General features: G+C 62.1%; 14 protein-coding genes. 5 read left to right on the plus strand and 9 right to left on the minus strand.

From position 1 onward, the window contains the following. Position 1 precedes the first annotated feature (1 nt). A complete protein-coding gene (locus JAB4_RS20205; RefSeq protein ID WP_070222250.1) occupies positions 2-3,139 on the minus strand; it encodes an NAD(P)-binding protein in 3,138 nt (1,045 codons plus the stop codon). A gap of 200 nt (positions 3,140-3,339) precedes the next feature. On the opposite strand from JAB4_RS20205, the gene JAB4_RS20210 reads away from it, so the two are divergent. Next, complete coding sequence (locus JAB4_RS20210; RefSeq protein WP_083286967.1) at positions 3,340-3,888, plus strand: phosphohydrolase; 549 nt, start codon at positions 3,340-3,342, stop codon at positions 3,886-3,888. Positions 3,889-4,250: 362 nt separating this feature from the next. Then, the gene (locus tag JAB4_RS20215) at positions 4,251-4,850 is read left to right on the plus strand and encodes a response regulator (protein WP_227742005.1); all 600 of its coding nucleotides are present in this window, start codon (positions 4,251-4,253) and stop codon (positions 4,848-4,850) included. 416 nt (positions 4,851-5,266) lie between these two features. Here JAB4_RS20215 and JAB4_RS20220 read toward each other — a convergent pair whose 3' ends face one another. Next, positions 5,267-5,488 carry a hypothetical protein gene (locus tag JAB4_RS20220; RefSeq protein WP_070222254.1) on the minus strand — a complete coding sequence of 74 codons (222 nt, stop codon included), beginning with the start codon at positions 5,486-5,488 and terminating at the stop codon, positions 5,267-5,269. Positions 5,489-5,751: 263 nt separating this feature from the next. Here JAB4_RS20220 and JAB4_RS20225 point away from each other — a divergent pair, with 263 nt between their 5' ends. Genes JAB4_RS20225 through JAB4_RS20235 form a run of 3 tightly spaced genes read left to right on the plus strand, consistent with a single transcriptional unit; the run spans position 5,752 to position 7,153 of the window. After that, positions 5,752-5,928 (plus strand): hypothetical protein, encoded by a 177-nt coding sequence (locus tag JAB4_RS20225; RefSeq protein WP_175444697.1) that lies wholly within the window; start codon positions 5,752-5,754, stop codon positions 5,926-5,928. A 53-nt stretch (positions 5,929-5,981) separates the two neighbouring features. Next, entirely contained in the window at positions 5,982-6,572 is a 591-nt protein-coding gene (locus tag JAB4_RS20230) for a chromate transporter (protein WP_070222256.1), read from the plus strand. Continuing rightward, the gene (locus JAB4_RS20235) at positions 6,569-7,153 is read left to right on the plus strand and encodes a chromate transporter (protein ID WP_070222258.1); all 585 of its coding nucleotides are present in this window, start codon (positions 6,569-6,571) and stop codon (positions 7,151-7,153) included. The genes JAB4_RS20230 and JAB4_RS20235 overlap by 4 nt, the downstream gene beginning before the upstream one ends. A 2-nt stretch (positions 7,154-7,155) precedes the next feature. Here JAB4_RS20235 and urtE read toward each other — a convergent pair whose 3' ends face one another. The 7 genes from urtE to JAB4_RS20270 all read right to left on the minus strand — a co-directional run bounded on the left by urtE (position 7,156) and on the right by JAB4_RS20270 (position 14,398). Continuing rightward, a complete protein-coding gene (urtE, locus tag JAB4_RS20240; RefSeq protein WP_070222260.1) occupies positions 7,156-7,854 on the minus strand; it encodes an urea ABC transporter ATP-binding subunit UrtE in 699 nt (232 codons plus the stop codon). 19 nt (positions 7,855-7,873) lie between these two features. Further along, positions 7,874-8,704 (minus strand): urea ABC transporter ATP-binding protein UrtD, encoded by an 831-nt coding sequence (gene urtD, locus JAB4_RS20245; RefSeq protein WP_070222262.1) that lies wholly within the window; start codon positions 8,702-8,704, stop codon positions 7,874-7,876. After that, positions 8,701-9,822 (minus strand): urea ABC transporter permease subunit UrtC, encoded by a 1,122-nt coding sequence (gene urtC / locus JAB4_RS20250; RefSeq protein ID WP_070222265.1) that lies wholly within the window; start codon positions 9,820-9,822, stop codon positions 8,701-8,703. Before urtC ends, urtD begins: the two co-directional genes overlap by 4 nt. Beyond that, entirely contained in the window at positions 9,819-11,405 is a 1,587-nt protein-coding gene (urtB, locus tag JAB4_RS20255) for an urea ABC transporter permease subunit UrtB (RefSeq protein WP_070222346.1), read from the minus strand. Before urtB ends, urtC begins: the two co-directional genes overlap by 4 nt. Positions 11,406-11,542: 137 nt before the next feature. Then, entirely contained in the window at positions 11,543-12,796 is a 1,254-nt protein-coding gene (gene urtA / locus JAB4_RS20260) for an urea ABC transporter substrate-binding protein (protein ID WP_070222267.1), read from the minus strand. 185 nt (positions 12,797-12,981) lie between these two features. Further along, positions 12,982-13,770, minus strand: coding sequence for a DUF4349 domain-containing protein (locus JAB4_RS20265; RefSeq protein WP_070222269.1), 789 nt, complete (start codon positions 13,768-13,770; stop codon positions 12,982-12,984). A gap of 16 nt (positions 13,771-13,786) precedes the next feature. Continuing rightward, entirely contained in the window at positions 13,787-14,398 is a 612-nt protein-coding gene (locus JAB4_RS20270) for a transglutaminase family protein (RefSeq protein WP_070222348.1), read from the minus strand. Positions 14,399-14,415 lie beyond the last annotated feature (17 nt).

A 14,415-nucleotide genomic window follows, 5' to 3' on the forward strand; every position in this document is an offset into this window, starting at 1 on the left:
CCTAGAAATCCGTCTCGCCCTGGATCACGGCCGGATAGCCCGTCATGGCGCGCGAGGTCTGCATGCCGGCCATCACGGCCGCCTCCACGCAGCCCGCGTTCAGGCCCGTCCTGATCCAGTCGCCCGTGAGGAACAGGTTACTGAAGCCCGACTGGTCGGTGGCCAGCCGGTACTGCGTGCTGCCCACCACCGACATCACGTAGCGCTCGGACGGATCGACGTTGGCGCGCCAGTACTGGCTGTCGAAGCGCGCCGGTCCCGTGCCAGCCTTCGCATCGACCAGCCATTGCCACGGGAACGCGCCGGGCGCGCCCGCCTCGGGCCACAGCGCGCCGATCTCGCGTTCCAGCTGGTGCTGCGCGCCCTGTTTCGCCCTGTCCGCGCAGCGGGCGGGAAAAGCCGTGTCGGTGACGGGCGGGTAGCTGTCGACGGGGAAGGCGCTGCAAAAATACGAGACGTTTTTCGGTTCCAGCCCCGCCGGCCAATCCTCGTGCGCCAATAACTGGTCCATCGGCGCCCACGTGTCGTACGGCTCCGTGAAGGCCGACAGCACCGGTTGCTGGCCCTTCGGCTGCGTGGTCCAGCCCATCTGAGACAAATCCTTGTTGAGCCACACCTGGTAAGCCTGCGTGGCCACCGTTTTCACCTTGTCGGCCGCCAGTTGCAGAGCCGGACTTTGCGCCAGCAGTTGCGGGCACAGGGCTTGCAGCGAGCCGATGGAAATGCCGAACACCACCTTGTCGAAATCGACGCCCTTCTTCAATACCGTGGCGGGCAGCGCGCGGCCGAACGCCTGCCGGTACTGCTGCGGCCAGTCGCTCCAGTACGATTCCAGGTTGACTTCCTGCTCCTGCAGCAGCGCCGCCTGGGCCGGTTCGATCTGCGCGTAATCGGGCGCACTGGGCCAGCACGCCAGGCCTTTGACGTCCACCAGCGGCGCATAGCCGGCGGCCGGGTCCTTCAATTGCACCTGCTGCGTGATGCGGATGCTGTCGATGTCGCCCGCGCCCGGCACCAGTTCCTCCACGCGCTGGAAGAACTTGAATTCCACGCCGCGCTTGCGCAGCACTTCGTACAGCGGTGTGAAGATGGTGTCGCCCATGCCGGCCTGCATCTTGAACATGATGCCGCCCTTGTAGGCCAGGCCGATGCGCGCCATCGAGCGCAGCAAGGTACCCGCCTCGATGTTCGGCTTGGCGAAATCGCCGCCCTCGTAGGCGAAGACCAGGTCGTAAAAGCCGCGCACCGGGGCTGAATTGACGCTGAACTGCTCGTCGCCGCCATGCTTGCGCAGCCAGGCGCGGAAATCGATGTCGTTGATGACGTCAAAACCGTTCTTGAACACGCCATCCTCGAACATGCCCTTCATGACCGTGATGCCCAGGTCCAGGCAGGTGAACAGGCGGCGCAACTCGTCGTCGCCGTCGATCAGGGCACGGTAGCGCAGGCGCAGCCAGGCGCGGATGCCGTTCAGGGTGCTGGCCAGCAGCTGGTGGCGGGCCTGGTCGTGGCGCGTGGAGTCCGGCGCCAGGTCGGTCACCAGGGCCACCAGCGCGCCCACGGACAGGCCCACGTCGAGCCCCAGTTCATCGGCCTGGCCCACCACTTCGTCGGCCAGGCGGCGCAGCCAGCCCGGCCATACGCCCTCGCCTTGCGATGCGCTGGCACGCACGATGCGCGCGTCGGCGTCCGCCACCTGGCGGATCTGGCGTATCCACTGCTCGATCCAGCCCACCATGGCGATGGCCATCTGCCACAGCGTGACGTCTTCGCCGCCCTCGCCCGGTTCGCCCGGCAAGGTGGGAAAGACGATGGACCAGTTGCGCCATTGTCCCTTGACGTCTTCCGACAGGGCCACGTAATCGTGTTGTTTAAAAGCGTCGCGCCAGGTGGCCAGCGGTGCGCCGGGCGGGCGTTCCAGGCTGGCGTAGGCTTCCTTGATCATCCTGAAGGCGTTCGCGTAGAAGCCGAACCAGATGTGCAGGCCGTGCTCCTCGATGCGCTGGCCCGCCTGCGCATTGCGCCCGCTGGCGCCCTTGCCGCCCAGGCGCCAGCCCAGCTGGTAGACGGTGATGGCATGCCGGTTTTGCCAGCCCGGCTGGTTCGTCAGATAATACGCGGCGGTCATGGCCGCCACGCCGCCGCCGAGGATGGCGATCTTTTCCGGCGCGATGCGGGAATTGTCGACCAGTTCCTCGCCCGGCATGGCCGTGAAATCGAAGTTCACATTGAAGGGCAAAATCGCCGCCTGCGGTCCCAGCTGCAAACCCAGGGTCTGGTCCAGCGGGAAGCTGTCGAAGGCGTGCACCGTGCATTCGTATTCATAGCCGAGCAGGCGCGCGCTGTGCAGGCGGTTGATTTCGGCCGGCGCAGCCACCAGGGCCTGGTACACGGCTTTCACGCCCGCGCTGTCGGGGAATTGCTTGAGGAAAATCTGATCGATGCGCGGGTTGCGCAGCAAGGACAAAATATCGGCCCAGCCAGCCTGGTCCATGTCGAAGAAATCGGGAATGGAGAGAAAAATCTCGAATGCCTGCTCGATGAGTTCCAGGAAACTGTTGACGGGTTTGTGCGGCCCCGTCTGCACGGTGGCATTGACTTCCAGCAGCGGGTGCAGGGCCAGCTTCGTTTCCGGCGAAAAATGCTGGAAGCCCTTGGCGGCGACGGAGCAGCGCAGCGGCTCGCTGCCGGCGGCGGGAATCTCGTAGTCGCACAGGTATTTCGGATAGCCGAACAGTTCGCGCCCGTTGATCAGGGCCATGGCGTCATCCACAAAAATGTGGCACGGATACCAGTAGATATGCGCGAGCTTGCCGCGTTCATCCATCTGGCCGACCATGATCCAGGTGACGATGTCGACTTCCGTGATCCAGCCCTTGGCCTGGTCGACGGGGTTGGCCGAGTCCGCATGGTTGACGCGCGTAAACGTCAACATCACATACGGCGACAGGGCTTTCAATGTCATCTTGCTGCCCGCCACCTGGTTCAGGGTGGTATTCACGGTGGCCTGCAGCTTGGCCAGGTCGCCCCTGACGAAATAGCCGTACATTTCCGACTGTTTCAATTGCAGCGGCGAGTGCATCATCACCGAACCGCCCTGATAGATATACGAAGGTCTTGCCGAAGGTATCGCCGTCATTGCCCTGCCCCTAAATGAAGTTTCAGACAAACAAGATTGCTATAGTGTATTTGAGAAAGAACAATGAATGATATGAAATAAATTAAAGGCTTTGCCAAGATGCATAGGCTCAGCAGCCCGACGCCTGTGCACCGCAGCCGGGGCAAGCCCATGCCATCGGGTGTACGATGAAGTATCTTGAGCGTTCCGAGCACCATGCCATGGCAATGATTACCACCGACTACGTTTCCACTTATTCAGGCAACCGTTTTTATCCCTTGCGCCCGCATATCGACAAGGTAGCCATCGAGGACATTGCCCACGGCCTCGCGTACCAGTGCCGCTTCAATGGACAGACGCAAGTGTTTTACTCGGTCGCCCAGCACAGCTTGATCGTCGCCGAACTGGTGCCGCCCCATTTGCGCCTGGCCGCCCTGCTGCACGACGCGGCCGAAGCCTATCTGGGCGACATGGTGAAGCCCTTGAAAGTGTTGCTGCCCGAGTTTGCCGTGCTGGAAGACAAGGTCAGCGCCATCATCGCCGCCACGTATGGGCTGGATTTTTCCGATTACGCACCCATCAAGCAGGCCGACCTGATCGCGCTGGCTACGGAAAAGCGCGACCTGATGCCGCACTCGGCCGAACGCTGGGCTTACCTTGACGGCATCGCCCCTCTGCCCGGTATAATCGAAGCCATGGGCCCGGCCGAAGCCAAGCAGCGCTTCCTGCATGCCTTTGCCCAGCTGAGCGGGCTTGGACTGGCCGCATGAAATGCTGCCACCTTGCCGCATGAATGGGCGCTAAGCCCCGGTTTTTGCACGGCTTTTTTAGATATCCACAGCAACTGTGGATAAAGTTGTTGATAAGCCCCTCTTGACAAGCCGCAACACCAGTATTGATGCGGGTTTCAACAATTTGCTGATTTCACAGGCAATTTTTTACTCCAATAAAATCAATGACTTGCAATCACGAATTTGCGCTCGAACAAAGTTACTTTGCCACAATGAAAATATATTTTGCTGTGCATAAGCAACCCTGGGCCAGGCCGTCTTGCTTGAACAGCATTGTTTTGACAAACCCCGTAGACTGGCATAGTGTGGAGTAGCAAGCACGATCAACGGTGGATAAACGCATGAACATGGATAGCGACAACGCCGCCAAGGGAGCGGACGAACCGGACTGGCTGGTCGACGAACCGCTGGAACGGGCAGACGCGGCGGCAGAGCCTGCCACCGCGGCGCCATGGCGCGTGCTGATCGTCGATGACGATGTCGACGTGCACGTGGTGACCAAGTTCGCCCTCAGCCAGGCCAGCTTCCAGGGCCGCAGGCTGAGCTTTTTGCACGCGTACTCGGGCGCCGAGGCGCTCACCTTGCTGCGCGGCACTTCCGATATCGCCGTGGTGCTGCTCGATGTGATCATGGAAACCCAGGATGCCGGACTGCAAGTGGCACGCCAGATCCGCGAAGAGCTGCACAACAGCGCCGTGCGCATCATCCTGCGCACGGGCCAGCCCGGCCAGGCGCTGGAACACCGCATCATCATCGATTACGACATCAACGATTTCTGGTGCAAGACGGACCTGACCACGCGCAAGTTGTTTACCACTGTGATCGCCTCGCTGCGCACCTATGCCACCTTGCGCGAAGCGGAGCAGCAAGTCGCCGAACTGGCTGCCGCCCTGGCCCAGTGCGGCGACACCCCAGCGGCGCCGGCCGGCGGCACGCCCTAAACGGGGCCGCTACTTTCAGTCATAAAAACAAGAGCACTGGATAGGCATACAGGCTTGTGGCATGCCCCATTTTGGCCCATCTCGCGCGCCGAAAGCAGGCGCTGGCCCGCCCCTTTTTCCTAAGTGGCGGATTGTTAAGCGCTTTTTCAGATATCCACACGGACTGTGGATATCTTTGTGGATAAGGGCCTATTGACAGCCTTCAAAGCCACAGCCCGTGCGGCTTTCAATAAACTGCTCAATCAAACAGCAAAAATAAAATCCATTGAAATCAAACACTTAGAAAGTCACACATAATCACAAGAAAATTATTTCGCCAATTTCGTTAGCCCATCATTTGTGCATAACTGAGCCGTAATGATCAATCCGACAACACCGGGCCAACGCTGCCGGCAATACAGTTGCCGCGAGGATACTCAGTGCACGGTCTGGCGGCGCTGCTCCGGATGCAGCAGCACGCGCTCGATCAGGTCGGGGGCGACATTGTATGACTTCAGGTATTCCAGCGCGCACAAGGTGCTGAAGGCTGCCTGCACGGCGATGCCCAGATTGACGATATCGGACATCTTCTGGTCGACGCGGGCATGCAGCACCACGGTTTTGGCGGGCATATGCAGCGTTTCTGTGGAATGAGGCATGATCGATGACTCCTGAAGAAAGCGACGGTGGCGGGATGCAGCAGCGGGGACCGGCACCAGCATGGCCAGCGCGGAAGGCGACAGCGAAAGTATTGCTGAAAAACGCGCGATGTCAATGCCAGCCAGCTATTGCAATGCAGTTTTTTTCGGGGATGCAAGGCCGCGCACCTTAAGGCAGGTCAAACGCCTCACGCGGCGCCGGCCTACCATGGGATTTGGCCGCCATCGCGCAGCTCCCGCCCTGCATGCAAAGGAGACACGACATGAATACAACACCGGATTCTGAGCAACATCCTGGCGACATCGCCCCGCCCGGCACGCCCGGCACGGGAGAAAACGTCTGCACGCATTGCATGGGCAGGGGCAACACGGACAATGGCCAGCCTTGCGTCATGTGCGGCGGCACGGGCGTGGTCATCGCCGGCGTGGGCGGCGGCTAGACGGCATGGAGATAGGCATGGACAAGGCGGAGCAGGCACGGCCATAATCGTGCATGCCCGCCGCCTCATCCACTCCCCAACCCGACCAGCCCCGTCCGCAACCGGCCTCGCTTGCCGACCTGTTCTTCTCGTTCACCTGGCTGGCCCTGCAAGGCTTTGGCGGCGTGCTGGCCGTGATTCAGCGCGAGATGGTCGAGCGCAAGCGCTGGCTGACGCAGGAGGAATTCCTCGAGGACTGGGCCGTGGCGCAGATCATGCCCGGGCCGAATGTCGTCAACCTGTCGCTGATGGTGGGCGGGCGCTATTTCGGTTTGAAAGGCGCGCTGACGGCGCTGGCCGGCATGCTGACCGCCCCCCTCGTCATCGTGCTTGTGCTGGGCGTGCTGTACACGCGCTTTGGCGACAATCCGCAGATGGCGGGCGCACTGCGCGGCATGGCCGCCGTCTCGGCCGGCATGATCGCCGCCACGGGCGTGAAGCTGGCGACGGCGCTGGCCAGGCATCCGCTGCCCCTGTGGCTGACCTTGTCCATCACCGTGCTGGGCGTGCTGATGGTGGCCGTGCTGCGCTGGCCCCTGCTGTACATCCTGCTGGGTCTGGGCGGCATCGGCTGCCTGCTCACTTATCGAAAGCTGTCCAGATGAATCCGCCCCTGCAACTGGTGTTAAGCGCGGGCGACTGGCTGAACCTGTTCGGCCACTACCTGATGCTGTCGCTGATGTCGATCGGCGGCGCCATTTCCACCACTTCCGAAATGCACCGCTTCCTCGTCGAACAGCATGGCTGGCTGACACAGGCGCAATTCAACGAGTCGATCGCCATCGCCCAGGCCGCTCCCGGCCCCAATGTGCTGTTCGTCGCCCTGATGGGCTGGAACGTGGGCATGAATGCGGGCAGCTACACGGCCGCCTATCTCGGCGTGTTCATCACGATGGTGGGCATCATGCTGCCCAGCACCACACTGACCTATGTGGCGGCCCAGTGGGGCTACCGCAACCGCGACCTGCGCCCCGTGCGCGCCTTCAAGCAAGGCATGGCGCCCATCGTCGTCGCCCTCCTGATTTCCACGGGCATGATCCTGGGCGGCGCCAACCATGACATCCGCACCGACTGGCCCCTGTGGAGCCTGTCCATCGTGGCCGGCCTGATCATCTGGCGCACGAAGATCCATTTATTGTGGCTGCTGGCGGCCGGCGCCGTGCTGGGCTGGTTCCAGCTCGTCTGACCTTACACGGCCAGGTGCCGCTTCACCTCATCGCCATCCATCTGTTCCGCCTTGCCGCTGGCCACCACGCTGCCGCGCGACAGCACGATGAATTCGTCGGCCAGTTCGCGGGCGAAATCGAAATACTGTTCGCACAGCACGATGGCCATGTCGCCCCGCTGTTTCAACAAGGAAATGACCCTGCCGATATCCTTGATGACGGAGGGCTGGATACCCTCCGTCGGCTCGTCAAAGATGATCAATTGCGGCTCGGCCAGCAGGGCGCGGGCGATGGCCAGTTGCTGCTGTTGCCCGCCGGACAAATCGCCGCCGCGCCGCTGCAGCATCTCCTTGAGCACGGGAAACAGCTCATACACGTGGGGATCAATGCGCGAGGCCAACCTGCCCCGCTTCACCGCCATGCCCATCAGCAAGTTTTCCTCGACCGTCAGGCGCGCAAAGATGTCGCGCCCCTGCGGCACATAGGCCATGCCCAGCCTGGCGCGCGCATGCGGCGCCAGCTTCGTGATATCGCGCCCCTGGAACACCACCTTGCCCTGCGCCACGGGCAGCACGCCCATCAGGCATTTGAGCAAGGTCGTCTTGCCCACGCCATTCCTGCCCAGCAAGGCCAGGCATTCGCCCTTGCGCGCCGACAGGTCGATGCCGCGCAAGGTGTGCGAGGAGCCATAGTATTGATTTAATTGTTGCACTTCGAGCATGGCCTGCGATCTCCCCTTATTATCTTCCCAGATAGACTTCGATGACTCTCTCGTCGGCTTGCACTTCGTCCATGCGGCCCTGCGCCAGCACGGAACCCTCATGCAGCACGGTAACGATGCCTTGCTGAGCGATCTCCGTGACGAAACCCATGTCGTGCTCGACGACCATGATCGAATGCTTGCCGCGCAATTCATTGAGGAGTTCCGCCGTGCGCGCCGTTTCCGCATCCGACATGCCGGCCACGGGCTCATCCAATAAAATCAGCTGCGGCTCCTGCATCAGCAGCATGCCGATTTCCAGCCATTGCTTTTGCCCATGCGACAGCAAACCGGCCGGCCGCGCTTCGTGGCCGTTCAAGCGGATCAGGCGCAAGACCGATTCGATCCTGCCTTCCTGCTCGGAAGACAAGCACGCAAACAGGGTGGGCGCCACGCGCTTGTCCATCTTCATCGCCAGTTCCAGGTTGTCGAACACCGTGTGCTGCTCGAATACGGTGGGGCGCTGGAACTTGCGGCCGATGCCCGCGTGGGCGATTTGCGCTTCCGTCATGGTGGCCAGGTTCATGGTCTGGCCAAACCAGGCCGTGCCGGACGTGGGCCGCGTCTTGCCCGTGATGACATCCATCATCGTCGTCTTGCCCGCGCCATTCGGGCCGATAATGCAGCGCAGCTCGCCCACGGAAATATCGAGGCTCAGTTTATTAATGGCCTTGAAGCCGTCAAACGACACGCTGATGTCTTCCAGATACAAAATGGCGCCATGCGTCGTATCGACGCCCTCGCCTTTTACGCGCGCATACGTGGGGCCAGCCTCGGTGCCGGCCATGCCGGACAACATGCGGATGCTCATGCGGCCTCCTCTGCCACGATGGCGACTTTTTTACGTTTGAGCTTGTTCAACACACCGAGCATGCCCTGCTGCATGAACAGCGTCACGCCGATGAACAGCAAACCCAGCGCGAACAGCCACAATTCCGGCAAGACGGCCGTGAACCAGCTTTTCAAGCCGTTCACGGTAAAAGCGCCCACAATCGGACCGAGCAAGGTACCGCGCCCGCCCACCGCCACCCACACGACCATCTCGATGGAGTTCGCGGGCGACATTTCGGACGGGTTGATGATGCCCACCTGCGGCACGTACAGGCCGCCGGCGATGCCGCACAGCACGGCCGACAAGGTCCAGACGAACAGCTTGAACCACAGCGGGTTGTAGCCGAGGAACATCAGTCGCGCTTCGCTGTCGCGCACGCCCTGCAGCACCCTGCCCAGTTTCGAGCGGACGATGGCGCGCGCGCCGATCAGGGCCGCCAGCAGGAAGGCCAGGGTCAGCAGGAACAGCACGGCCCGGGTGGCGGGTGCCGTGATGTTATGGCCCAATATCGTCTTGAAATCCGTGAAACCGTTGTTGCCGCCAAAGCCGGTGTCATTGCGGAAGAACAAGAGCATGAAGGCATACGTCATCGCTTGCGTGATGATGGAAAAATACACGCCCTTGATGCGCGAGCGAAAGGCAAAGTAACCAAACACGAAGGCCAGCACGCCCGGCACCAGCACGACGAGGGCCATGCAGTACCAGAAGTGTTCCGTGAAGGCCCAGTACCACGGATAGGTTTTCCAGTCGAGAAAGACCATGAAGTCGGGCAGGCTGCTGTGGTACTGGCCCTGATCGCCGATGGCGCGCATCAGATACATGCCGTGCGCATACGCGCCCAGCGCAAAGAACACGCCGTGGCCCAGGGACAGGATACCCGTGTAGCCCCAGACGAGATCCAGCGCCAGCGCGGCCAGCGCATAGCACATGAACTTGCCCACCAGCGCCACCGTGTAGGCGGAGACGTGCAAGGCATGGCCTTCGGCAAACGCCAGATTAAAGATCGGCAGCAGCGCCGCAAGCACGCTGCAGGCGGCAATCGCCAGCCAGACGGGCCGCGTGAACAGGCCCTGTTTGATCGGGTAGGAGGTAGTCATTCGACGCTGCGTCCCTTCATGGCAAACAGGCCCTGCGGCCGGTGCTGGATGAAAATGATGATGAACACGAGAATGGCGATCTTCGCCAGCACGGCGCCCGCCACCGGTTCGAGGAATTTGTTCACTTCGCCCAGGCCCAGCGCGGCGATCACGGTGCCGGCCAGCTGGCCCACGCCACCGAGCACCACCACCATGAAGGAATCGACGATGTAGCTTTGGCCCAGGTCCGGCCCCACGTTGCCCAGCTGCGACAGGGCCACGCCGCCGAGCCCGGCGATGCCGGAGCCGAGGCCGAAAGTCAGCATGTCGACCTTGCCCGTGGCCACGCCCACGCAATCGGCCATGCGGCGGTTTTGCGTAACGGCCCGCACGAACAGGCCCAGGCGCGTCTTGTTGAGGATCAGCCACACGGCCACGACGACGACGACGGCGAAGGCGATGATGGCCAGCCGGTTGTACGGCAACACGAGGCCGCCCAGTACCGTCACGCCGCCCGACATCCAGGCCGGGTTGGCCACTTCCACGTTTTGCGCGCCGAAGATCGTGCGGACCAGCTGCATGAGGATCAGGCTGATGCCCCAGGTGGCCAGCAGGGTTTCCAGCGGCCGCCCGTACAGCCAGCGGATCACCGTGCGTTCCAGTGCCACGCCCACCAGTCCCGCGACGAGAAAGGCGGCCGGCAAGGCGGCCAGCAGGTAGGCATCCTGCAAGCCCGGCAGGTAGGCGCGGAAGAACAGCTGGCATAAATACGTCGTGTAAGCGCCTATCATCAGCAATTCGCCATGCGCCATGTTGATGATGCCCATCAGGCCGAAGGTGATGGCCAGGCCCAGCGCGGCCAGCAGCAGCACGCTGCCCAGCGAGATGCCGTAAAACACATTGCCGGCCAATTCCATGCGCGACACTCGTCCCTTGATCTGGCGCATGGTGTCGATGGCGGCCAGCTGCACGGCTTCGTCGGGTTCGCCGCCCTGCTCCAGCATGGCTTGCAGCACCGGCAGCAGGCGCGCATCGCTGCTGCCCGCCAGCGCCTGCACGGCGGCCTTGCGCGTGGCGGCGTCGGGTGCATGCAGGTTGGCGCTGGAGATCAGCACTTGCAATAGTTGTTGAATTTCAGCGTCGATTTCCCGCGCCAGCGCGGTGCGGATCAACGGAAGCTGCGCGGGGTCGACCGCCTTTTGCAAGGCTTGCGCGGCGGCCAGGCGGGCGCTGCGCTCCGGCGCCAGCAGCTGCAAACCCGACAAGGCGCCTGCCACAGCCGCGCGCAAGCGGTTGTTGACCATCACGCCGTCGATGCCGTCGGGCATCGGCACGTTCCGGCCAATTGCCGGGTCAACCGCCTGCTCGCCGTCAACGATGTACACCTTGCCGTCGGGCGCGGCGTACAAGGCGTCGTCCTGCAGCGCTTGCAGCACCTTGGCAGCCTCGGGCGTGGCCAGGGCGGCGATCTGCGCCACGGCGGCGACCCTGGCGTCGGGATCGTCGCCGGCCAGCGGCTTGAGCAGGTCGGGAGAGATGGCGGCCTGCGCCAGCGAGGATAGCAACAGGCAGGCGAGGACCAGCAGTTTGGGGAGAAGCTGCATGTGCATGGATTCCATGTAGTAAAGCCGATGTCTTGATAGGTATCCTTCCCCCAAAGACAAGGACAGGGGTCAGACCCGCCGGGTCTGACCCCAGCTCTTTGCCTGGGGTTGCGGCGACGAATCGACGCGCAAGCTTTTTACAGCTTCTGCTTGCCCTCATTGCCCTTGATAAACGGGCTCCACGGCTGGGCGCGTATCGGTTCCTTGGTTTTCCACACGACATTGAATTGCCCATCGGCCTTGATCTCGCCGATCATCACGGGCTTGTGCAAGTGGTGGTTCGTTGCATCCATGGTCAGGGTGAAGCCCGATGGCGCCTTGACGCTCTGGCCCGCCATGGCGGCGATCACCTTGTCCGTGTCCGTCGATTTCGCCTTTTCCACGGCTTGCGCCCACATGTGGATGCCCACATAGGTCGCTTCCATCGGGTCGTTCGTCACCACCGAATCCGCGTTCGGCAGTTTTTGCGCCACGGCGTACGCCTTCCACTGCTTGATGAAAGCGGTATTCACGGGGTTCTTGACGGATTCAAAGTAATTCCACGCCGCCAGGTGACCGAGCAAGGGTTTGGTATCGATGCCGCGCAGCTCTTCCTCGCCCACGGAAAACGCGACGACGGGCACGTCCGTTGCTTTCAAGCCCGCATTGCCCAGTTCCTTGTAGAACGGCACGTTGGAATCGCCATTGATGGTGGAAATGACGGCCGTCTTGCCGCCCGTGGAAAACTTCTTGATGTTGGCGACGATGGTTTGATAGTCGGCATGGCCGAACGGCGTGTAGACCTCGCTGATATCGCTATCCTTAACTCCCTTGCTTTTCAGGAAGGCGCGCAGGATCTTGTTGGTGGTGCGCGGATACACGTAATCCGTGCCCAGCAGCACGAAACGCTTGGCCCCGCCGCCATCTGTGCTCATCAGGTATTCGACGGCGGGGATCGCCTGCTGGTTGGGCGCGGCGCCCGTATAAAACACATTCTTTTCCAGCTCCTCGCCTTCGTATTGCACCGGGTAAAACAGCAGGCTGTTGAGTTCCTTGAACACGGGCAACACCGACTTGCGCGACACGGACGTCCAGCAGCCGAACACAACGGCCACCTTGTCTTGCGCTACCAGTTGTCTCGCTTTTTCCGCGAACAAAGGCCAGTTCGACGCCGGGTCGACGACGACGGCTTCCAGCTTCTTGCCCAGCACGCCGCCTTTGGCATTGATCTCGGCGATCGTCATCAGGGCCACATCCTTGAGCGACGTTTCTGAAATGGCCATGGTGCCCGACAGGGAGTGCAAGATGCCGACCTTGATCGTATCGGCGGCCAGGGCTGCCTGCATATAAGTGGACGTGGCCAGGGCGAATGCGCCGGCGGCGGCCGCTTTCAGGATGATGCGTCGTGACATGGGGACTCCTGTGATGGGTTCGTGGGGTCGAGCTGGGCCTGCCATGTTGTTAAAGCAGAATGCGTGCCAGCGCCTACAGCTGTCCGCCATGGTGCACGCGGCGCTCGCCGCACGAAAAAAAACCTGGCTGCACAAGGACTGTGCAGCCAGGTTTCAAATTGCCGTAAAACGGTGCGCCGGAGGCTTTAATCCTTGCGCGGCAAGCCTCTCAAGCGGCGCCAGCCCTTGCGGCCCAGCGGGAACAGCAGCACGAAAGCGATCAGCCACGGCAGGATGTAAGCCATGGCCGTGATGGCGTTGGCCACGCCTTCCGACAGGTTGTCCGTGAAATTGCCCAGCGCACGCTTGACGGGGCGCCAGAACGATTGCTTGCCTTCGGCGCTGATCATTACGTTCAGCAAGTCCGTGTCGATGCGCTGCATCAACAGCGCATTGGCCGCCGTCGCCTGCTCCAGCTCCACTTGCACGGTGGCCAGTTCCTTGGTCACCTTGATCAGCGCATCGACATTCGCGCCAGAGCGCTTTTCCAGGTCTTGCAACTGCGCCTGGTACTGTTTCAGCATCTCCAGGCGCTTCTTGCTGTCGAGCACAGGACGGCCCAGGTCTTCCACCTTGGTGCCCTGGCTGGTGACGTCGCCTTCGGCCGCGACCAGCGCGACGAGCTTTTTGATGCCGGCCGGCTTGGCCCGCATGCTGATGCGCGCATGCACGTAGCGGCCGCTGTCGAGGCTGGAATCGAGCAGCAAACAGCCGTTTTCCGTATCGGCCTTGCAGGCAGCGACCACTTTTTCATACAGGGGCCGCACTTGCGCCTCGCTCGTATCGACGCTGACATTGTGTTCATAGGCAAGAAACTCGCTGCCTTTTTCCTTGCCGTCGAGACGCGCGGCGCTCGATTGCCCGCCGCTCTCGCCCTTGCCGCCGCAACCGGCCAGTAGCAACAGGCCGAACAGACCAAGATACACTTTTTTCATGATTTCTTTCTTGAGATTATTTTTTCAGCAGCAACAATTCGATATCGGGCAAGTGCGCGGCCACGTCCTGCACCGTGGCATGGCAGGTCAGCGAGGCGATCACCTGGGGCAGCGGTGCCGGCCAGATTTCCGGCAGATCGCGCTCTTCCGGCGCTAGCACGGGGAACGCCAGTTGCTCCTGCGGCGGCGTGAAGGCGGCCGCGACACCAGGCTTGTTGCCGCGCGCATCGATGCGGTACCAGCCAACATCCTGCAGATACACGGCGTTCAAGCCATGCAGGCAAAACGGCGGGCCCGCTTCCCCCACGGCCAGGCGCTGGTAGCACAGGCCAGCGGGGATGCCGTTGGCGCGCAGCAGCGCGGCCAGCAGATGGCTCTTCGCATAGCAATAGCCCGTGCCGTGTTGCAAGACGTCGGACGCGCGGCAGGTGACGGGATTGCGCTGGTAGTCCCAGCTGTGGGCGACTTCGTCGCGCACGAAGGCAAAGCAGCGGGCCGCGATGGCGGCGTCGCCCACAGCGCCTGCCGCCAGTTCGGCCGCCTTGGCACGCACGGCCGGATGATCGCTATCGATATACAGGCTGCTGGCTAGATAGATGGAAAAGTCGGGGGAAAAGTCGGTAGACATGGCATAAAGGCAATGCG

Source organism: Janthinobacterium sp. HH102 (assembly GCF_001758625.2).
GTDB lineage: Bacteria > Pseudomonadota > Gammaproteobacteria > Burkholderiales > Burkholderiaceae_D > Janthinobacterium.

Coding starts and splice junctions, on each gene's coding strand:
- urtE (WP_070222260.1), bottom strand. CDS start 7,854: ATGCTCGAAGTGCAACAATTAAATCAATACTATGGCTCCTCGCACACC.
- urtB (WP_070222346.1), bottom strand. CDS start 11,405: ATGCAGCTTCTCCCCAAACTGCTGGTCCTCGCCTGCCTGTTGCTATCC.
- JAB4_RS20210 (WP_083286967.1), top strand. CDS start 3,340: ATGGCAATGATTACCACCGACTACGTTTCCACTTATTCAGGCAACCGT.
- JAB4_RS20270 (WP_070222348.1), bottom strand. CDS start 14,398: ATGTCTACCGACTTTTCCCCCGACTTTTCCATCTATCTAGCCAGCAGC.
- JAB4_RS20235 (WP_070222258.1), top strand. CDS start 6,569: ATGAATCCGCCCCTGCAACTGGTGTTAAGCGCGGGCGACTGGCTGAAC.
- JAB4_RS20265 (WP_070222269.1), bottom strand. CDS start 13,770: ATGAAAAAAGTGTATCTTGGTCTGTTCGGCCTGTTGCTACTGGCCGGT.
- JAB4_RS20230 (WP_070222256.1), top strand. CDS start 5,982: ATGCCCGCCGCCTCATCCACTCCCCAACCCGACCAGCCCCGTCCGCAA.
- JAB4_RS20205 (WP_070222250.1), bottom strand. CDS start 3,139: ATGACGGCGATACCTTCGGCAAGACCTTCGTATATCTATCAGGGCGGT.
- JAB4_RS20215 (WP_227742005.1), top strand. CDS start 4,251: ATGAACATGGATAGCGACAACGCCGCCAAGGGAGCGGACGAACCGGAC.
- JAB4_RS20225 (WP_175444697.1), top strand. CDS start 5,752: ATGAATACAACACCGGATTCTGAGCAACATCCTGGCGACATCGCCCCG.
- urtA (WP_070222267.1), bottom strand. CDS start 12,796: ATGTCACGACGCATCATCCTGAAAGCGGCCGCCGCCGGCGCATTCGCC.
- JAB4_RS20220 (WP_070222254.1), bottom strand. CDS start 5,488: ATGCCTCATTCCACAGAAACGCTGCATATGCCCGCCAAAACCGTGGTG.
- urtC (WP_070222265.1), bottom strand. CDS start 9,822: ATGACTACCTCCTACCCGATCAAACAGGGCCTGTTCACGCGGCCCGTC.
- urtD (WP_070222262.1), bottom strand. CDS start 8,704: ATGAGCATCCGCATGTTGTCCGGCATGGCCGGCACCGAGGCTGGCCCC.